At 69.3% G+C, this 18,753-nt stretch carries 15 protein-coding genes; 10 read left to right on the top strand and 5 right to left on the bottom strand.

Features of this window, described 5'->3' with window-relative positions; translation table 11 throughout:
• Positions 1 to 140: 140 nt before the first annotated feature.
• The 4 genes from ABT147_RS11540 to ABT147_RS11525 all read right to left on the bottom strand — a co-directional run bounded on the left by ABT147_RS11540 (position 141) and on the right by ABT147_RS11525 (position 4,063).
• Entirely contained in the window at positions 141 to 917 is a 777-nt protein-coding gene (locus ABT147_RS11540) for a succinate dehydrogenase/fumarate reductase iron-sulfur subunit (RefSeq protein WP_351404438.1), read from the bottom strand.
• Complete coding sequence (locus ABT147_RS11535) at positions 914 to 2,866, bottom strand: fumarate reductase/succinate dehydrogenase flavoprotein subunit (RefSeq protein WP_351404436.1); 1,953 nt, start codon at positions 2,864 to 2,866, stop codon at positions 914 to 916. Before ABT147_RS11535 ends, ABT147_RS11540 begins: the two co-directional genes overlap by 4 nt.
• On the bottom strand, positions 2,866 to 3,702 hold the full coding sequence (sdhC, locus tag ABT147_RS11530) for a succinate dehydrogenase subunit SdhC (RefSeq protein ID WP_351404434.1): 837 nt from the start codon (positions 3,700 to 3,702) through the stop codon (positions 2,866 to 2,868). Before sdhC ends, ABT147_RS11535 begins: the two co-directional genes overlap by 1 nt.
• Before the next feature lie 70 nt (positions 3,703 to 3,772).
• Positions 3,773 to 4,063, bottom strand: coding sequence for an Rv0250c family protein (locus ABT147_RS11525; protein ID WP_351404431.1), 291 nt, complete (start codon positions 4,061 to 4,063; stop codon positions 3,773 to 3,775).
• Between the two features lie 578 nt (positions 4,064 to 4,641).
• Here ABT147_RS11525 and ABT147_RS11520 point away from each other — a divergent pair.
• The 10 genes from ABT147_RS11520 (at position 4,642) to ABT147_RS11475 (ending at position 17,640) form a co-directional block, all read left to right on the top strand.
• Positions 4,642 to 6,933 (top strand): ABC transporter family substrate-binding protein, encoded by a 2,292-nt coding sequence (locus tag ABT147_RS11520; RefSeq protein WP_351404430.1) that lies wholly within the window; start codon positions 4,642 to 4,644, stop codon positions 6,931 to 6,933.
• A gap of 79 nt (positions 6,934 to 7,012) precedes the next feature.
• Complete coding sequence (locus ABT147_RS11515) at positions 7,013 to 7,675, top strand: hypothetical protein (protein ID WP_351404428.1); 663 nt, start codon at positions 7,013 to 7,015, stop codon at positions 7,673 to 7,675.
• A gap of 163 nt (positions 7,676 to 7,838) precedes the next feature.
• Positions 7,839 to 9,746 carry a translational GTPase TypA gene (typA, locus tag ABT147_RS11510; protein WP_351404426.1) on the top strand — a complete coding sequence of 636 codons (1,908 nt, stop codon included), beginning with the start codon at positions 7,839 to 7,841 and terminating at the stop codon, positions 9,744 to 9,746.
• A 462-nt stretch (positions 9,747 to 10,208) separates the two neighbouring features.
• Positions 10,209 to 11,252, top strand: a complete 1,044-nt coding sequence (locus ABT147_RS11505; protein WP_351404424.1) for an ABC transporter permease — start codon at positions 10,209 to 10,211, stop codon at positions 11,250 to 11,252.
• Between the two features lie 102 nt (positions 11,253 to 11,354).
• The gene (locus tag ABT147_RS11500) at positions 11,355 to 13,148 is read left to right on the top strand and encodes an ABC transporter substrate-binding protein (protein WP_351404422.1); all 1,794 of its coding nucleotides are present in this window, start codon (positions 11,355 to 11,357) and stop codon (positions 13,146 to 13,148) included.
• 98 nt (positions 13,149 to 13,246) lie between these two features.
• Positions 13,247 to 14,224 (top strand): ABC transporter permease, encoded by a 978-nt coding sequence (locus ABT147_RS11495; RefSeq protein ID WP_351404420.1) that lies wholly within the window; start codon positions 13,247 to 13,249, stop codon positions 14,222 to 14,224.
• 15 nt (positions 14,225 to 14,239) lie between these two features.
• Positions 14,240 to 15,301, top strand: coding sequence for an ABC transporter ATP-binding protein (locus ABT147_RS11490; RefSeq protein ID WP_351404418.1), 1,062 nt, complete (start codon positions 14,240 to 14,242; stop codon positions 15,299 to 15,301).
• A gap of 14 nt (positions 15,302 to 15,315) precedes the next feature.
• Positions 15,316 to 16,452 (top strand): ABC transporter ATP-binding protein, encoded by a 1,137-nt coding sequence (locus tag ABT147_RS11485; protein ID WP_351404416.1) that lies wholly within the window; start codon positions 15,316 to 15,318, stop codon positions 16,450 to 16,452.
• Between the two features lie 103 nt (positions 16,453 to 16,555).
• Positions 16,556 to 17,260, top strand: a complete 705-nt coding sequence (locus tag ABT147_RS11480) for an HAD-IA family hydrolase (protein ID WP_351404414.1) — start codon at positions 16,556 to 16,558, stop codon at positions 17,258 to 17,260.
• Positions 17,257 to 17,640, top strand: coding sequence for a VOC family protein (locus ABT147_RS11475; protein ID WP_351404412.1), 384 nt, complete (start codon positions 17,257 to 17,259; stop codon positions 17,638 to 17,640). The genes ABT147_RS11480 and ABT147_RS11475 overlap by 4 nt, the downstream gene beginning before the upstream one ends.
• 119 nt (positions 17,641 to 17,759) lie before the next feature.
• Here the strand turns inward: ABT147_RS11475 and ABT147_RS11470 are convergent, their stop codons facing one another.
• Positions 17,760 to 18,743 (bottom strand): ABC transporter permease, encoded by a 984-nt coding sequence (locus tag ABT147_RS11470; protein ID WP_351404409.1) that lies wholly within the window; start codon positions 18,741 to 18,743, stop codon positions 17,760 to 17,762.
• Positions 18,744 to 18,753: the final 10 nt, after the last annotated feature.

Below are 18,753 nucleotides of genomic sequence, written 5' to 3'. Positions count from 1 at the left end.
GGCCCTCGGCCACTGCGATCCGGCGCCCGTACGGGGTCACCGGCCCGCAGCGCCGCCGATCCGGCACCCGTACGGCGGTCACCCGCCCTCGGCCACGCCGATCCGGCGTCCGTACGGCGGTCGCCGGCGCCCTCGGACCCTCACCCCGCCGAGGACCGCCTCCTGATCTTCGAGCCCAGCCACACCAGCGGGTCGTACTTGCGGTCGACGGCACGCTCCTTCAACGGGATCAGCGCGTTGTCCGTGATCTTGATGCCCTCGGGGCACACCTCCGTGCAGCACTTGGTGATGTTGCAGTAGCCGAGACCGTGCTCGTCCTGGGCCGTCCTCTTGCGGTCCAGGCCGGTGTCCTCGGCCGCGTCCAGCGGGTGCATGTCCAGTTCGGCGACGCGCATCAGGAAGCGCGGGCCCGCGAAGGCCGGTTTGTTCTCCTCGTGGTCGCGGACGACATGGCAGGTGTCCTGGCAGAGGAAGCACTCGATGCACTTCCGGAACTCCTGCGAGCGGTCCACGTCCTCCTGCGTCATGCGGTACTCGCCGGGACCGAGCTTCTCCGGTGCCACGAAGGCCGGGACCTCGCGCGCCTTGGTGTAGTTGAAGCCCACGTCCGTGACCAGGTCGCGGATCACCGGGAAGGCCCGCAGCGGTGTCACGGTGATCGTCTCGTCCCGCTCGAACACCGACATCCGGGTCATGCACAGCAGCCGGGGCCGCCCGTTGATCTCGGCGGAACACGAACCGCACTTGCCCGCCTTGCAGTTCCAGCGGACGGCGAGGTCGGGGGCCTGCGTCGCCTGGAGGCGGTGGATGATGTCGAGGACCACCTCGCCCTCGTTCACCTCGACCTTGAAATCCTTCAGGCCGCCGCCCTTCACATCACCCCGCCACACTTTGAAGTGGGCCGCGTAGCCGCTCATTCGTACAGCTCCTCTTCGGCGAGGTACTTGACCAGCTCCTCCTTGTCGAAGAGGGCGAGCAGGTCGGGACGGATGGCTTCGGTGGTCTCACGGGTGAGGGCGATCTGGCCGGCGGCGGGATCCCAGGTCTCCGGCCCGCCCGTCGGATCGGCGAGCCGGCACAGCAGGTTGATCCGGCGCCAGTCGCGGTCCATCGTCGGATGGTCCTCGCGGGTGTGGCCGCCACGGGACTCCGTACGCTCCAGCGCGGCCCTCGCCACACACTCGCTGACCAGCAGCATGTTCCGCAGGTCGAGGGCGAGATGCCAGCCGGGGTTGAACTGCCGGTGCCCCTCCACCCCCGCCCGCCGCGCCCGCACCCGCAGGTCGGCCAGCTTCTCCAGCGCCAGTTCCATCTCGCCCTCGCGGCGGATGATGCCGACCAGGTCGTTCATGGCCTGCTGGAGTTCCTGGTGGAGGGTGTACGGATTCTCCGGCGGCCTGCCCACCGCCTCTTCGAGTTGCCCGGGTGCCGGGCCCTCGGCGGAGAACGGGCGCAGCGCCTCGGCGGCGGCCGTGTCGACCTCGATGTCGTCCACCGGGGGGCGCGCACCGGTGAGGCCCGCCGTGTACTCGGCCGCGTGCAGGCCTGCCCGGCGGCCGAAGACCAGCAGGTCGGAAAGGGAGTTGCCGCCCAGCCGGTTGGAGCCGTGCATCCCGCCGGCCACCTCACCGGCGGCGAACAGGCCCGGCACCCCACGCGCCGCCGCCGTGTCCGACTCGACCGCGATGCCGCCCATCACGTAGTGACAGGTGGGCCCGACCTCCATCGCCTCCGCCGTGATGTCGACATCCGCCAGCTCCTTGAACTGGTGGTACATGGACGGCAGTCGGCGCCGGATGGTCTCGGCCGGCATCCGGGTGGACACGTCCAGGAAGACCCCGCCGTGCGGCGAGCCCCGGCCCGCCTTCACCTCGGCGTTGATGGCCCGCGCCACCTCGTCGCGCGGGAGCAGCTCCGGCGGGCGCCGGTTGCGGTCCGGGTCCTCGTACCAGCGGTCGCCCTCCTCCTCGGACTCCGCGTACTTCTCCTTGAAGACGTCCGGGATGTAGTCGAACATGAACCGCTTGCCCTCGGAGTTCCTGAGCACCCCGCCGTCCCCGCGCACCGACTCCGTGACCAGGATGCCCTTCACCGAAGGCGGCCAGACCATGCCCGTCGGATGGAACTGCACGAACTCCATGTTCAGCAGCGGCGCGCCCGCGAGCAGCGCCAGCGCGTGGCCGTCGCCCGTGTACTCCCACGAGTTCGACGTCACCTTGAACGACTTGCCGATGCCGCCGGTGGCGATGACGACGGAGGGCGCCTCGATGACGAAGAACCGGCCCGACTCGCGCTCGTAGCCGAAGACCCCGGAGACCCGGTCGGCGTCCTTCAGCACCCGGGTGACCGTGCACTCCTGGAAGACCTTCAGCCGGGACTCGTAGTCGCCGGTCTCCTTGTGGTCCTCCTGCTGGAGCGCGACGATCCGCTGCTGGAGGGTGCGGATCAGCTCCAGGCCCGTACGGTCGCCGACGTGGGCGAGACGCGGGTACTCGTGGCCGCCGAAGTTGCGCTGCGAGATACGGCCGTCCTTCGTACGGTCGAAGAGGGCGCCCCAGGTCTCCAGCTCCCACACCCGGTCGGGGGCCTCGCGCGCGTGCAGCTCCGCCATCCGCCACTGGTTGAGGAACTTGCCGCCGCGCATGGTGTCGCGGAAGTGGACCTGCCAGTCGTCACCGGAGTTGACGTTGCCCATGGCGGCCGCGATGCCGCCCTCGGCCATCACCGTATGGGCCTTGCCGAACAGGGACTTGCAGATCACGGCCGTACGGGCGCCCCGCTCACGGGCCTCGATCGCGGCGCGCAGTCCCGCGCCGCCGGCGCCGATCACGACGACGTCCCACTCCTGTCGTTCGACCACGGACATCAGAACAACCTCGGATCGTCGAAGGCGCCGGACGCGACCAGATAGACGTAGAAGTCGGCGAGCCCCACACTCACCAACGAGGCCCAGGCGAGCTGCATATGGCGGGCGTTCAGCTTCCCGACCCACTGCCACATCCGATAGCGCACGGGGTGCTTGGAGAAGTGCTTGAGCTTGCCGCCGACGATGTGCCGGCACGAGTGGCAGGAGAGGGTGTACGCCCAGATCAGCACGATGTTGACGAGGAACACGAGGGTGCCGAGACCCATGTGGCCCCACTCGTAGTGCTCGTCGCGGAAGGCCAGGACCGTGTCGTAGGTGAGGATGCCGGCGACGAGCAGGGCCGCGTAGAAGAAGTACCGGTGGAGGTTCTGCAGGATCAGCGGGAACCGGGTCTCGCCCGAGTACTTCTTGTGCGGCTCGGCCACCGCGCAGGCCGGCGGGGACGCCCAGAAGCCGCGGTAGTAGGCCTTGCGGTAGTAGTAGCAGGTCAGACGGAAGCCGAGCGGGAAGATCAGGATGATGATCGCCGGTGAGATGCCCCACCAGCCGCCGAAGATCTCCCAGTTGGGGCCGGAGCGCATGGGCTCGCAGCGTTCCGCCAGACAGGGCGAGTAGAACGGCGAGACGTACGGGGCCGCGTAGTAGTGCGCGTCCGCGAAGGCCCGCCAGGTCGAGTACACGATGAAGGCCAGCAGCCCGGCGGCCGTCGCCGCGGGGGCCAGCCACCAGCGGTCGGTGCGCAGATGCGGAGCGGAGATCGCGGCGCGCGTACGGGTCCGCACGCCGCCGCGCTGTGGATGGGGTTCTGTTGCGGGTGGTTCCGTACCAGTGGCCAACGGGGGACTCCCGGACGGGCGGTCGGTTGGTTTCGGTGGTCGGGGTGGTCGGGGTGGGCGGTTACGGCGGTCAGGGGGCGCGGCGGTCGCGGGCGCCGAGGCCCTCGTCGTCCGAGTCCGTCCACAGGGAGGTGTCGTACGGGGCGTCGGACATCGGGACCAGATCGGGGCGGCGGGGCTTGGCCAGGCCGGGGGCGGCCTCGTCGAGCAACGCGATGCTCTCCCGGAGGTGGTCGGCGTCGGTGCGGACGCGGCGTATCTCCAGGCCGTTGCCGCCGAGTTGCTGTTCCAGGCGGCGTACGGACCGGGTCAGTTCGTCCAGGCAGCGCCGGACCGACGTCAAGTCGTCGTGCACGGACATGACTTGCCCTCGCTTTCACGGGGTGGTGGCCCCAAGGCGGCAATGTTCATGCGCCTGAGAGTGTTGCGCGTCACACCTGCCGGTGGGAAGCGGTGTGCGGGGTTCTTTTGCGGCGGGGGAGCTCGGGGGCCGGGGTGCGTTGTCGGGTGCGGCCCGGTGGGGCTTCTCGCGCAGTTCCCCGCGCCCCTGAAAAGCAGGGGCTGCGCCCCGTGCTTTTCAGCCCGAAGCCCCGTCGCCTTCAGGCCCACGAGCCCGTCGACTTTCAGGCTCACCGGCCTGTCGTCTTTCAGGCATGCGGGGCCGTGGTCTTTCAGGCCCGCAGGGCCTGAATCCTTTAGGGGCGCGGGGAACTGCGCGAGAAGCCCCACTCACCCGCCAGTCGTCCCTCGGCCGCACCCCCGGGGGAAACGCGCCCAAACGGGTGGGTTCCGGCTCACCCCCCGTCGTGTCGGCCGCCCCGCAGGGGCCCCGTCCTCTTCAGTGGGCCGCATCCGTCTGATCAGCTCCATATACCGCCGAACGTGATCAGAGCCACCCCCGTCCCCGTTCTCCCACCGCGGAGCGAGGAGGTCGCAGTGATGCCGATTCCCCACGACCGCGATCGACACGACCGCGTCCCACCTCGCGCCCCGCGCACCCCGCGCCGCTCCCTGGCGTTCCTGGCCGCCGGCGTGCTCACGATGCCCCTGCTGAGCGGGTGCGGTGAGGAGGACCCGGCGGGCAGACCCGTCGCCGGACAGGACATCGCGCCGGCCGCGCGGAACCTCGTCGCCGACGGCGGCACCCTGCGCTGGGCCGTGGACGCCGTACCGGAGACGCTGAACACCTTCCAGGCGGACGCCGACCCGGCCACGGCACGGATCGCCGGCGCCGTACTGCCGTCGATGTACCGCCTCGACACCAGCGGCCGCCCCCAGCTCAACTCCGACTATCTGGAGTCCGCGAAGGTCGTCGAACGCGAGCCCGAGCAGGTCGTCCTCTACAAGCTCCACCAGGAAGCGGTGTGGAGCGACGGCCGGGAGATCGGCGCCGCCGACTTCGTCGCGCAGTGGCGGGCCCTGTCCGGCAAGGACTCCGCCTACTGGACGGCCAGGAACGCCGGCTACGAACGTATCGAGAAGATCGAACGCGGCGACAACGACCTGGAGGTCCGGGTCACCTTCGCCCGCCCGTACGCCGACTGGAAGTCGCTGTTCTCGCCGCTGTACCCGAAGCAGGTGATGGGCACCCCCGACTCCTTCAACGACGGCGCCCGCAAGAGGCTCAAGGTCACCGCCGGGCCGTTCGCGCTGAAGGGCGTCGACCGCAAGGCCGGCGAGGTCACGCTCGCCCGCAACCCCCGCTGGTGGGGCCGCCCCGCCAAGCTCTCCGAGCTGGTGCTGCGGGCCGTACCGCGCGCCGAGCGGGCCGAGGCGCTGGCCCAGGACAAGGTCGACATCGCCGAGGTCGACTCGGTTCAGGCCGAGCGGATCATGCTCGCCTCCCGGGACAAGGACAAGAAGAAGTCGCAGGGCGCCGGGCCGCTCTCGCAGAGCGGCCCCCTCACCGCGGGGAGCGCCCCCGCCCACGGCCCCGGCTCCGATCTGACCGCCGCGAAGTCGTTGCGGTCCTGGGCCATCGCGCACGGCAAGGACAAGGCGGCCGCCGGCGACGAGATCAGCGCCCGGCAGAAGCGGCGCGAGGCGCTCGCCGAGTACACCGCGCAGCAGTCCGCCCTGGGCGGCTTCGTCGTCCGCCGCTCCCTGGAACCCGCCTTCACCCAGCTCGCCCTGAACGGTTCCGAAGGCCCCCTCTCCGACGAGCGCGTCCGCCGCGCCGTGGCCCGCGCCCTCGACCGCGAGAAGCTCGCCGCCCTCGTCCTGGAACCCCTCGGCCTGCCCGCCGTCCCCGTCGGCAGCCACCTCGCCCTCGCCGGACAGGCCGCCTACGCCGACAACAGCGGCGCCCTCGGCGGCCAGGACGCGGACGAGGCCCGGGCCCTCCTCGCCGACGCCGGATGGGAGCAGGGCGGCCCGCTGAAGCCCGCCAAGGAGGGCAAGAAGGCGGCCGGCGCGGAGGGCGAGACACCCGAGAAGACGGCCCCTTCCGGTTCCGGCGACTCCAAGCCCGACGCCGAACCTGCTCGCAAGCCCGCCTCCGGCTCCTCCGAGGACGAGAGCACGTACATCGTCGGCGAGGACAACAAGCCGTACGACGCCGACGAGCACCTCGCCCAGGACGGCAAGCAGTACGCCCCGGGCGGCGCGCCCGGCGCGTACGCCCCGCAGGGGACGCGGGCGCCCGCCGAGGCCGCGCGGGGGCCGCTCGCCAAGAACGGCAAGCTGCTGACGCTGCGGTTCGTGCTGCCGTCGGGACCGGGGACGGAGTCGCTGCGGGCCGTCGGCGAGCGGATCGCGGTGATGCTGGAGCGCGTCGGGATCCGGACGGAGATCACGAAGGTCCCGGACGAGAGCTACTTCAAGGACCACATCGCGAACGGACAGTACGACCTCGCGCTGTACTCCTGGCCGACCTCCGCGTACCCCGCCACCGACGCCCGGCCGATCTACGCCAAGCCGGTGCCGGCGGCCGACGGCTCGCTGAACGTCGAGCAGAACTACACGCGCGTCGGCACGGACCGCGTCGACCAGCTGTTCGACCAGGCCGTCTCCACCCTCGACGAGTCGAAGACCCGCGCGCTGATCCGCAAGGCGGACGCCCGCATCTGGGCCGCCGCCGGGTCCATCCCCCTGTACCAGCGGCCCCAGCTCGTCGCCGCCCGCACCACCCTCGCGAACGCGGGCGCCTTCGGCTTCCAGACCCCGGTCTACGAGGACATGGGCTTCCTGAAGAAGGGCGCGAAGGGACCGGCGCGGCCTACAGGGAAATAGGAGATCATTGTTCACAGACCTGGGCCGCCGCCTCGCATGAAGCGGGGCGGCGGTCTGTGTACGGGGGAGGGGCTGGGCCATGCAGACGACGACGGTACGGCGGACCTGCGCGGTGGGTGCCGTGGCACTGGTACTGGGGGTGGGGACGACGGCATGCACCGGCGATTCCGGTGACGCGAACGCCCGCACCGACGACCGTGTACGGTCCGCGCCCTGCACGGACGGCGCGTACGCCTGGTCCCGCGTCCGGCACCGGACCGAGCTGACGGCACTCGGCGAGCCGGTCACCTTCGCGAAGGGGACGGACTCCTACGAGACCCGCCTGGAGCCCCTGGAACCCGGCACGGTCCACCGGCCCACGGTGACCGGAGCGCCACACGGGGTGTCCCCGGCCCGGGTGATCAAGGCGCTCGGGGCGCATCTGAAGGCGGAGGAGCCGCTCGCGGACCCGTCCGAGGAGGAGCCGCCCGAGGAGACGGCCTTCGGCTGGCACGCTGGGCGGCTCGACGGCCCGTACTACCTCTGGAAGCAGATCGGGTTCGTCGACGCCCGCTTCACCTACACCTGCGGTGACGCCGATCCGGCGCGGGGCCACGTCCACACCTGGGAGACGGTCGGCACGGGATTCCTGTCCTGCGACACCCCGCCGGACGGGGCGGCCGGGCGGGCCGCGGCCAAGGAGCTGTGTCCGGCCGGTTCGCGGGCGGCGAAGGCCGCCCGGGCGGCGGCGCAACGGTCCTGAGCTGGGGCTGAGCCGGTTCGAGCGGGGCCGGAACGGCCCGGGGAGCCTTGGTGCCCGCGGCCCCGTACCATGGGGTGAGGCCGTGGCGTGTCCAGCCCGGCAGGGTCCGCGCGACACAGATGTCAGCGCAGGCCGTCCTCACACCCGGGAGAAGCGCCTCACTATGGCCACGCGCCACGACATCCGCAACGTCGCCATCGTCGCCCACGTCGACCATGGCAAGACCACTCTGGTCGATGCCATGCTCAAGCAGGCCGGTGCCTTCGCCGCGCACGCCGCCGAGTCGCTCGACGACCGCATGATGGACTCGAACGACCTGGAGCGTGAGAAGGGCATCACGATCCTCGCCAAGAACACGGCGGTGAAGTACCACCCGAAGGATGGCGGCGACGTCATCACCATCAACATCATCGACACCCCCGGTCACGCCGACTTCGGCGGCGAGGTCGAGCGCGGTCTGTCGATGGTCGACGCGGTGGTCCTGCTCGTCGACGCCTCCGAGGGTCCGCTGCCGCAGACCCGCTTCGTGCTCCGCAAGGCGCTCCAGCAGCGCCTGCCGGTCATCCTCTGCATCAACAAGACGGACCGCGCGGACTCGCGCATCGACGAGGTCGTCAACGAGACCTACGACCTCTTCCTCGACCTCGACGCCGACGAGGACCAGATCGAGTTCCCCATCGTCTACGCGTGTGCGCGTGACGGTGTCGCCTCGCTGACCAAGCCGGAGGACGGCACCGTCCCGGCCGACAGCAACAGCCTGGAGCCGTTCTTCTCCACGATCCTGTCGCACGTCCCGGCCCCGTCGTACGACGAGGAGGCCCCGCTCCAGGCGCACGTCACCAACCTGGACGCCGACAACTTCCTCGGCCGTATCGCGCTGCTCCGCGTCGAGCAGGGCGAGCTGCGCAAGGGCCAGACCGTCACGTGGATCAAGCGCGACGGCTCCATGTCCAACGTGCGCATCACCGAACTGCTGATGACCGAGGCGCTCACCCGCAAGCCCGCCGAGGTGGCCGGCCCGGGTGACATCTGCGCCGTCGCCGGTATCTCGGACATCATGATCGGCGAGACCCTCGCCGACCCCGAGAACCCGATCGCGCTGCCGCTGATCACGGTCGACGAGCCGGCGATCTCGATGACCATCGGCACGAACACCTCGCCGCTGGTCGGCCGCGGCGGCACGGGCAAGGGCGCGGACAACAAGGCCGCGGTCAAGGACCGCAAGGTGACCGCCCGGCAGGTCAAGGACCGCCTGGACCGCGAGCTGGTCGGTAACGTCAGCCTCCGCGTGCTCGACACCGAGCGCCCGGACGCCTGGGAGGTCCAGGGCCGTGGTGAGCTGGCGCTGGCCATCCTGGTCGAGCAGATGCGCCGTGAGGGCTTCGAGCTGACCATCGGCAAGCCCCAGGTCGTCACCAAGGAGGTCGACGGCAAGGTCTACGAGCCGGTCGAGCGCATGACGATCGACGTGCCCGAGGAACACATGGGCGCGGTCACGCAGCTCATGGGTGTCCGCAAGGGCCGGATGGACAACATGTCGAACCACGGCTCCGGCTGGGTGCGCATGGAGTTCGTCGTGCCGTCCCGCGGCCTCATCGGCTTCCGTACGGAGTTCCTGACCGGCACGCGCGGCACGGGCATCGCCCACTCCATCCACGAGGGCCACGAGCCGTGGTTCGGCACGCTGACGACCCGTAACAACGGTTCGCTCGTCGCCGACCGCGCCGGCGCCGTCACCGCGTTCGCGATGACGAACCTCCAGGAGCGCGGTGTGCTGTTCACCGACCCCGGTACCGAGGTCTACGAGGGCATGATCGTCGGTGAGAACTCGCGCTCCGACGACATGGACGTGAACATCACCAAGGAGAAGAAGCTCACGAACATGCGGTCGTCCTCGGCCGACTCGTTCGAGGCCATCGTCCCGCCGCGCAAGCTCTCCCTGGAGCAGTCCCTGGAGTTCTGCCGCGACGACGAGTGCGTCGAGGTGACCCCGGAGGCCGTGCGCATCCGCAAGGTCAACCTGGACGCCCGCGAGCGCGCCCGGGCCGCGAGCCGCGCGAAGCACGGCTGACGTTCCGCCAATTGCCTTTTGTGAAGCCCCGGTTCTCCGCTCCTCGGGAGAACCGGGCTTCCGGCCTGCCCGCACGCGGGGGATCCCGTGGGGATGTCGGGGATTCCGGGGAGCATGTGAAGGGACCGCGGGGGAGGCTGGACTTCCGCCGCAGGTGTTCGGCTGGCTGTCTGTGAGCTGTGAAGCCCTGTTCGGATATCGGTGATCCGGCGATCAAGTTTCGGACATGTAAACAAAAATCGTACCCCGAATGTCCGCTTGGTCGGTTTCTCTTACCGCTTGTCAAGCGCGACCAGGTGTCAATCTTTGCAATTTTTGCTCAAAATATGGACGGTAGGGAGATCCCTATGCCTTCCGCCCTTGACGCGCGTTGACCCATTTGGCGAAAGTTCCCCCAAACCACAGAACCTGCCGGTAACTGTGCTGCGCTCAACTCTCCAACCCCCCGGGGGAAGAACAGACATGACCAGTCCAACCAAGGCCGAGGGCTCCGGGTCCGCGGTCGCCTTGGACCCCGAGCTGGATTCGACCTCTCAGGTCGACGAGCCCAGGAAGCTTGAAGGCCGTTCCCCCGGCCAGCTGATGTGGCAGCGCTTCCGGCGCGACCGTACCGGCATGCTCTGCGCCGGGGTAGTGATTTTCTACTTCGTGATCGCGCTGTCGGCGCCGCTCCTCACCGCGCTCAGCGGGACGAACCCGTACACGCTGTACGGCCAGGACCCGACGTACGCGGACACGCCGGTCCTGGACGAGTTCGGCCTTCCGCTCGGCTACTTCGGCGGTGTCTCGGGGGAGCACTGGTTCGGTGTCGAGCCGCAGTACGGCCGTGACCTGTTCGCCATGCTGATGTACGGCATGCGCACGTCGCTGTTCATGGCGCTGGGTGTGACCACGCTGGTCATGCTGACCGGTGTCGTCATCGGTCTGATCGGCGGCTACTTCGGCGCCAGGACCGACTACTGGATCGGACGGGTCACCGACTTCTTCCTGTCCTTCCCGCAGCAGTTGTTCTTCATCGCCTTCATGCCCGTGGTGACCGCGTTCTTCGTGGACCCGCGCGAGGAGACGCCCACGTACTTCCGGGCGCTCGCGATGCTGATCGTGCTGTGGCTGCTGGGCTGGATGGGTATGGCCCGGCTGGTCCGTTCCACCGTGCTGTCCCTGCGGGAGCGGGAGTTCGTGGAGGCGGCCAAGGTCTCCGGCGCCTCGCCGTGGCGGATCGTCCGCAAGGAGATCCTGCCGAACGTCGTCTCGCCGATCCTGGTGCAGTTCACGTATCAGCTGCCCAGCACGATCCTCACCATCGCGTTCCTCTCCTTCGCCGGTGTGGGCTTCGTCGAGCCCACCCCGGACTGGGGACGGCTGTTCGCCGCCGGCGCCAAGTACGCCGAGCAGGACCCGGCGTTCATGTTCTTCCCGGGCGTGGCGTTGGTGATCTTCATCCTGTGCTTCAACCTCCTCGGAGACTCCGTACGGGATGCGTTCGACCCCAAGTCCGGGCGCTGAATCGTCCATTGGTGGGGGGTGACTGCCGCCCCCGCGTCGGCCTACCAGCCGCGTCAGGCAGTACTCATGGATAACAAACGACAGGTAGGTGCATACACCGTCATGAAGTCGCTCACCTCGCGCAGAGCGCGCGCCATAGTGGTCGCGTTCGCGGCCGGCTCCCTCGTCCTGACCGGGTGCTCGGAGAACAAGGGCACCAGCTCGGACAAGAACGCCAAGGAAGACCAGAAGGGCGCGGCGGCGCAGGCGAAGCCCGTGACCTACGCCGACGCCGCGGCCTCCACCGGTCCGGCCGAGGAGGTGCCCGGCGCCAAGACCGGCGGCACCATCGAGGTCTACCAGGAGGCGGGCCTCTCCCACATCGACCCGGGGCAGATCTACGTCTCCGACGGTGGCCAGGTCGCCAACCTGCTCTTCCGCGGGCTGACGAACTTCGAGGAGGACGGCAAGGGCGGCACCGCGGTCGTGGGTGACCTCGCGACCGACTCGGGCAAGTCCTCCGACGGCGGCAAGACCTGGACGTTCACGCTCAAGGACGGCGTCAAGGACCAGAACGGCAACGAGATCACCTCGGCCGACGTCCGCCACACCATCGAGCGTCAGTACGCCAAGTTCATCTTCGACGGTCCGACCTACCTGCAGACCTGGCTGAGCGGCGCGAAGTACCGCGAGGCGCTGCCGGACGGCGGCTACGGCAAGAAGCACCTGCCGGACAGCGTCCTGGCGACGCCGGACGACAAGACGATCGTCTTCCACTTCGACACGGCGCGTCCGGACCTGCCGCAGACGCTGGCCATGCCTGGCTACTCCATCGTCCCGGAGAAGACGGACACGAAGGAGAAGTACGACAAGGCCCCGGTCGCCCTCGGCCCGTACAAGATCGCCGAGTACAAGGTCGGCAAGTCCCTCAAGCTCGTCAAGAACGACCAGTGGGACCCGAAGACCGACTCCGTCCGCCACCAGTTCGTGGACGGCTGGAACATCAACTTCGGTGTCACCGAGTCGACCCAGACCAAGCGTCTGATCGCCGACCAGGGTGAGTCCAAGAACGCCATCCAGCTCACCGGTTCCGTCGAGTCCACGCAGATCCAGGACGTCGTCACGGACCCGGCCACCAGCAAGCGCACGATCAAGGGCTACGCGCCCTACGTCCAGGTGCTCAACTTCAACCTGGACCGGGTCAAGAACAAGACGGTCCGCGACGCCATCACCTACGCGGTGAACTCCAAGTCGCTCATCGCCGGTGAGGGTGGTGTCTACGGCGGTGACGTCGCCCAGAACCTCTTCGCCCCGACCCTGCCCGGCTACGAGGACTCCTACGACCCGTACGGCCGTCTGGCGACGCCGCAGGGCAACCTCGAAGAGGCCAAGAAGCTTCTGAAGGACGTCCCGGCCGCGGAGAAGAAGCTCGTCTTCGCCTACGCCAACAGCGAGGCCGGCCAGAAGCGCAAGGTCGCCATCGAGGACGCGCTGACCAAGGTCGGCTTCGACGTCGTCTCCAAGGAGGTCGACGCGGCGAGCTACTACGAGCAGATCGGCAAGCTCGACAACCCGTACGACATCTACATCTCCGGCTGGGGCCAGGACTGGCCGTCCGCCGGTACGGTCGTCACGCCGGTCTACGACGGTGACCAGATCGCCGACGGTTCGCCGAACTACTCGCACATCAACGACCCGAAGGTCCAGGAGCTGATCAAGAAGGCTCTGACCCAGGAGCCGACCGAGGCGTCGAAGACCTGGCAGGAGGCGCACCACTACATCCTGGAGAAGGTCAACCCGGCCGCTCCGCTGTGGTACGTCAAGCAGTTCCAGCTCTACGGTTCGAACATCGGCGGTGCCCGCTACAGCACCGAGTCGAGCTACATCGACGTCACCCGACTGTTCCTGAAGTCGTAACGTCCGACGGCTGATCGCGGGGGTGCGCACCAGGCGGAGCGCACTCCCGCGGTTCCGTGAAACCTCCCACCGTCTCCGTAGAGAGCAGCCTTCCCGCCATGCTTCAGTTCATCATTCGGCGCTTGGCCGGCGCCATCGTCACCCTGTTCCTCATCGGCGCCGCCACGTTCTTCCTCTTCGTCGCCGCGCCGTCCGACTATGCCTCGCTGGCCTGTGGCAGGGACTGCTCCGTAACGAGACTGGAGGACATCCGCGAGGCGCTCGGCCTCAACCTCCCTCTCGCCACCCAGTTCTGGCAGTTCATGTCCGGCATCGTGGTCGGCCGTGACTTCCCGGACGCGCACTGCGCCGCCCCGTGCCTCGGCCAGTCGTTCCACTCGGGCGACATGGTCTGGGACACGATCATGGACCGGTTCCCGACCACCCTCACGCTCACCGCGGGTGGCGCGATCTGCTTCCTCGTCATCGGCGTCGGCGCGGGCATGATCGCCGCGTACCGGCGGGGCTCCATGATCGACAAGGTGGCCACGGGCGCGTCCATGGTGCTCAGCTCCTTCCAGATCTACTTCCTCGGCCCGATCGTGCTGGTCATCTTCGTCTACGGCACGGGCATCATGGAGGACCCGAAGTACGTCCCCATCACCGAGGACCCGGTCGGCTGGTTCATCGGGATGTCGATTCCCGTGGTCGTGATGGCCACCATCTTCACCGCGCAGTACACGCGTATGGCACGTGCCGCCATGATCGAGCAGCTCGCGGAGGAGCACGTCCGCACCGCTCGCGCCAAGGGCATGGCGAAGAGGTACGTTTTCTTCCGCTACGCCTGGCGCGGTTCGCTCACCCCGATCGTCACCGTCCTCGGCATCGACATCAGCTCCATGCTCGGCGGTGCCGTCGTCACGGAGATCACCTTCTCCCTCCAGGGGATCGGACGTCTGGCTGTGGACGGCGCCGGGTCCAAGGACCTCCCGCTGACGATGGGCGTCATGATGTTCGGCGCCTTCTTCATCCTCATCGTGAACATCCTCACCGACATCGCGTACGCCTACATCGACCCGCGCGTCCGGCTCTCCTAGGAAGAACGAACCACCGTGACCACACTGACCAAGACCGAGGACGCCCCGGCCCCGAGCGGGCCCGAGAGCTTCCTCTCGGTCCGTGACCTGCGGGTGCAGTTCTCCACCGAGGACGGCATCGTCAAGGCCGTCGACGGGCTCTCCTTCGACGTCGAGCGCGGCAAGACCCTGGGCATCGTCGGTGAGTCGGGATCCGGCAAGTCCGTCACCAACCTGACGATTCTCGGCCTGCACAACCCGCGCACCAGCACCGTCGACGGGGAGATCCTTTTCGACGGCAAGGAGCTGGTCACCGCCACCGAGAAGGAGCTGGAGCAGCTCCGCGGCAACAAGATGGCGATGATCTTCCAGGACCCGCTGACGGCGCTGTCTCCGTACTACACGGTGGGCCGGCAACTGTCCGAGCCGTTCATGAAGCACCGCGGCGCCTCCAAGAAGGAGGCGAAGGAGCGGGCGATCCAGATGCTGGAGAAGGTCGGCATCCCGCAGCCCAAGGTGCGCTTCGACGACTACCCGCACCAGTTCTCCGGCGGTATGCGCCAGCGCGCGATGATCGCCATGGCGCTGATGTGCGACCCCGACCTGCTGATCGCCGACGAGCCGACGACCGCGCTCGACGTGACCGTGCAGGCCCAGATCCTCGACCTGCTCAAGGACCTCCAGCAGGAGTTCGGCTCCGCGATCATCTTCATCACGCACGACCTCGGCGTCATCTCGAACATGGCCGACGACCTGCTGGTGATGTACGCGGGCCGGGCCGTGGAGCGCGGCAGCGTCAAGGAAGTGCTGCGCACCCCCAAGCACCCGTACACCTGGGGCCTGTTGAGCTCGATGCCGCGTCTGGACGGCGACATCCACGAGATGCTGACGCCGATCCCCGGCTCCCCGCCCTCGCTGCTCAACCCGCCCTCCGGCTGCCCCTTCCACCCCCGGTGCGCGTTCACCGGAGAGGTCACCGGCACACTGTGCACCGACAGCCGGCCCCCGCTGGGTGAGGGTCGCGCCTCCGCGTGCCACCTGACGGCGGAGCAGAAGCAGACCATTTTCATCGACAAGATCCAGCCCCGGCTGCGCTAGGGAGAACCGAGATCATGAGCGACAACCTCACCCTCCCCGCACAGCAGGGCCCCACCGACGCCGTGAAGGAAACCCTCCTCGAGGTCCAGGGCCTGACCAAACACTTCCCCATCTACGGCGGTTTCCCGATCAAACGCAAGGTCGGCGCCGTGCAGGCGGTCGACGGCGTCGATCTGACCGTCGGCGTCGGCGAGAGCGTCGGCCTGGTGGGCGAGTCGGGCTGCGGCAAGTCGACGACGGGCCGGCTGATCACGCGGCTGCTGGAGCCGACCGCCGGGAAGATCACCTACGCGGGCCAGGACATCACGCACGCCTCGCGCCGGAAGCTGGCGCCGGTCCGGTCCGAGATCCAGATGATCTTCCAGGACCCGTACTCCTCGCTGAACCCCCGGCAGACCGTCGGCTCGATCATCAAGTCGCCGATGGAGGTCAACGGGATCGAGCCGGAGGGCGGCCGGGAGAAGAAGGTCCGTGAGCTCCTGGAGCTGGTCGGCCTCAACCCCGAGCACTACAACCGCTTCCCGCACGAGTTCTCCGGCGGCCAGCGCCAGCGCATCGGTGTCGCCCGCGCCCTGGCGCTGAACCCGAAGCTGATCGTCGCGGACGAGCCGGTCTCGGCGCTGGACGTGTCGATCCAGGCCCAGGTGGTGAACCTGCTGCAGAAGGTGCAGCAGGAGCTGGGCATCGCCTTCCTGTTCATCGCCCACGACCTCGCCATCGTCCGGCACTTCTCGCAGCGCGTGGCGGTGATGTACCTCGGCAAGGTCGTGGAGGTCGGCGACCGGGACTCGATCTACAACCGGCCCCGCCACCCGTACACGCACGCCCTGCTCTCCGCGGTCCCCGAGGTCGAGATCGCCGACGAGGGCCAGGACAAGGAGCGGATCCGGCTCTACGGCGACGTGCCCTCGCCGATCTCGCCGCCGTCCGGCTGCCGCTTCCGCACCCGTTGCTGGAAGGCACAGGACAAGTGCGCCGCCGAGGAGCCCCCGCTCCTCCAGATCTCCGGCAACCGCGAAGGCCACCTGACGGCCTGCCACTTCCCGGAGGACCCGACGACGGAGGCCCGCGGGGAGGACGTGGTGCTGGACCCGGCGCTGAAGGCGCTGGAGGGCGGCGCGGCCAAGACGTCCGTGGAGAAGACCTTGTAGGACCGACCGGCCGGTCTCCGGTTCATGGCTTCGCCCGGGCGCGGCTCATCCCAGGATGAGCCGCGCCCGTCTTTGTCGTCGGGGGGATATCGGGGGGATTCAGATGCGGTGGGCGCGGACGGTGGAGGACGGTACGGCGGCCGCCGTCCTCTTTGACGTGGACGGTGTGCTGATCGACACCGCCGACGCGCACGGCCGGGTCTGGCGGGCCTGGGCCCGGGCGCGGGGGCTGGACCCCGAGGCCGTGTGGGCGGCCACGCAGGGGCGGCGGCGGGCGGACATCCTGCGGCTGGTGGCACCCGAGCGCGATCCGGCGGAGGAACACCGGGCCCTGGACCGGCTGATGGCCGCCGAGGAACCCGGCTTCCGGGCCTTCGACGGGGCCGCCGGGCTGCTGCGGGCCCTGCCGCCGGGTCGCTGGGCCGTCGTCACCTCCAGCCGCGCGGAGCCGACCGCCCAGCGGCTCGCCCGTACGGGGCTGCCGGTGCCCGAGGTGCGTGTCTGCGCCGAGGACGTCTTCGAGGGCAAGCCGTCACCCGAGGGCTATCTGACCGCCGCCGCCCGGCTGGGCGTCGACCCGGCCCGGTGTCTGGTCGTCGAGGACGCACCGGCGGGCATCGCGGCGGGGCTCGCGGCCGGCTGCACGGTGTACGCGGTGGCGACCACGCACCGGCCCGAGGAACTCCGGGACGCGCAGGGGTGTTTCGGGTCGTTGGCGGAGGCGGCGAGGGCCGTACGGCGGCATGTGCGAGGCGCACGACACACTGGGCACGTACGACCCGACCGACCTCAGGGAGACACCAGTTGACCCACAGTCACCCCAGCATCCACAGCATCACCTTCGACTGCGCCGGCGACCCGTACGACGTCGCCCTGTTCTGGAGCGAACTGCTCGGCCGGCCGCTGGCCGACGACGACAAGCCGGGGGACCCGGAGGCGCTGATCGCGGATCCGGCGGGTGGGCCTCGGCTGCTGTTCGTGCGGGTGCCCGAGGGCAAGTCGGTGAAGAACCGGGTCCACTTCGACCTCAAGCCGCACGGCCGGACCCGCGCCGAGGAGGTCGAGCGGGCGCTCGCGCTGGGCGCCCGGGTGGTCGCGGACCACACCCGCCCCGACGGCGGCGGCTGGGTCCTCATGGCCGACCCGGAGGGGAACGAATTCTGCGTGGAACGGGGGGAGTCGGGCTGACCCCGGCCCAACCCGGCCCGGCTCAACTCGGCCTGGCCCAACTCCCGCCCGGCCCGGCCCGGCGGCCAAACCCGACTCAGCCCGGTCCCGCCCCGCCGCCTACGCCAGCCGCACCCGTCCTACGCCAGCCGCACCCGCGGATCGATCAGCGCGTACACCGCGTCCACCACGATGTTCGCGACCACGATGGCGGCCGCGGCGACCAGCACCACGCCCAGGAGCAGGGGCAGGTCGTTGTCGCGGACGGCCTTGATGGAGAGGGCGCCGATGCCGTGGAGGCCGAAGGTCTCCTCGGTGATGATGGCGCCGCCCAGGAGGTAGCCGATGTCGAGGCCGAGGATGGTGACGATGGGGCCCATGGCGCCGCGCCAGGCGTAGCGGAAGAAGACCGTGGGCCGGGACAGGCCCTTGGCGCGGGCCGTGCGGACGTAGTCCTCGGCGAGGGTCTCCACGAGCTGGGAGCGGGTCATCCGGGTGTAGTTGGCGGTGAAGATGATCGCGAGGACCAGCCAGGGGAGCAGCAGGCCCTTGAACCAGGCCAGCGGGTCCTGGGTGACGCCCACGGCGTCCGAGGGGCGGGGGAGCAGGCCCCACTGGTCGGAGAGGTAGTACATCGCCACCACGCCGACGATGTAGATCTGCAGGGACGAGCCGACCAGGGACGCCGAGGACGCGATCTTGTCCAGGGCGCGGCCCTGCGCCACCGCCGCGATCATTCCGGTGCCCACCCCGAACACGACGAAGACGGCCGTGCTGCCGAGGGCGAGCGCGAGCGTGGTCGGGAAGCGGTCGGTGATCAGGCCGAGGACCGGTTCGTGGTTGGTGAAGGAGTAGCCGAGACAGGGCGCCGGGCAGTGGCCGAGCCCGGCGTAGTCCCGGCCGGCGAACACCCCCGCCAGCCAGTGCCCGTACTGGACGGGGAGCGGATCGTCGATGCCGAGGTTGTGCCGGACCAGCGCGAGCGTCTGCGGGGTGCACAGCTTGCCGCAGGCGGCGCGGGCGGGGTCGCGCGGGGCGACGTAGAAGAGGAGGAACGTGATGGCGCTGATGATCAGCAGGATCAGCAGCGCGCTCAGCGTCCTGCGGGCGACGAAGCGGAGCATGGCGGTACGC

It is taken from the genome of Streptomyces sp. NPDC001868 (genome assembly GCF_040297125.1).
Lineage (GTDB): Bacteria > Actinomycetota > Actinomycetes > Streptomycetales > Streptomycetaceae > Streptomyces.
This window is presented reverse-complemented; position numbering and strand designations above follow the sequence as displayed.

Bases quoted from the DNA above. Each gene is read 5' to 3' on its own strand.
- ABT147_RS11540 (WP_351404438.1), bottom strand. From the start codon at position 917: ATGAGCGGCTACGCGGCCCACTTCAAAGTGTGGCGGGGTGATGTGAAG.
- ABT147_RS11535 (WP_351404436.1), bottom strand. From the start codon at position 2,866: ATGTCCGTGGTCGAACGACAGGAGTGGGACGTCGTCGTGATCGGCGCC.
- ABT147_RS11525 (WP_351404431.1), bottom strand. From the start codon at position 4,063: ATGTCCGTGCACGACGACTTGACGTCGGTCCGGCGCTGCCTGGACGAA.
- ABT147_RS11520 (WP_351404430.1), top strand. From the start codon at position 4,642: ATGCCGATTCCCCACGACCGCGATCGACACGACCGCGTCCCACCTCGC.
- ABT147_RS11515 (WP_351404428.1), top strand. From the start codon at position 7,013: ATGCAGACGACGACGGTACGGCGGACCTGCGCGGTGGGTGCCGTGGCA.
- typA (WP_351404426.1), top strand. From the start codon at position 7,839: ATGGCCACGCGCCACGACATCCGCAACGTCGCCATCGTCGCCCACGTC.
- ABT147_RS11505 (WP_351404424.1), top strand. From the start codon at position 10,209: ATGACCAGTCCAACCAAGGCCGAGGGCTCCGGGTCCGCGGTCGCCTTG.
- ABT147_RS11500 (WP_351404422.1), top strand. From the start codon at position 11,355: ATGAAGTCGCTCACCTCGCGCAGAGCGCGCGCCATAGTGGTCGCGTTC.
- ABT147_RS11495 (WP_351404420.1), top strand. From the start codon at position 13,247: ATGCTTCAGTTCATCATTCGGCGCTTGGCCGGCGCCATCGTCACCCTG.
- ABT147_RS11485 (WP_351404416.1), top strand. From the start codon at position 15,316: ATGAGCGACAACCTCACCCTCCCCGCACAGCAGGGCCCCACCGACGCC.
- ABT147_RS11480 (WP_351404414.1), top strand. From the start codon at position 16,556: ATGCGGTGGGCGCGGACGGTGGAGGACGGTACGGCGGCCGCCGTCCTC.
- ABT147_RS11470 (WP_351404409.1), bottom strand. From the start codon at position 18,743: ATGCTCCGCTTCGTCGCCCGCAGGACGCTGAGCGCGCTGCTGATCCTG.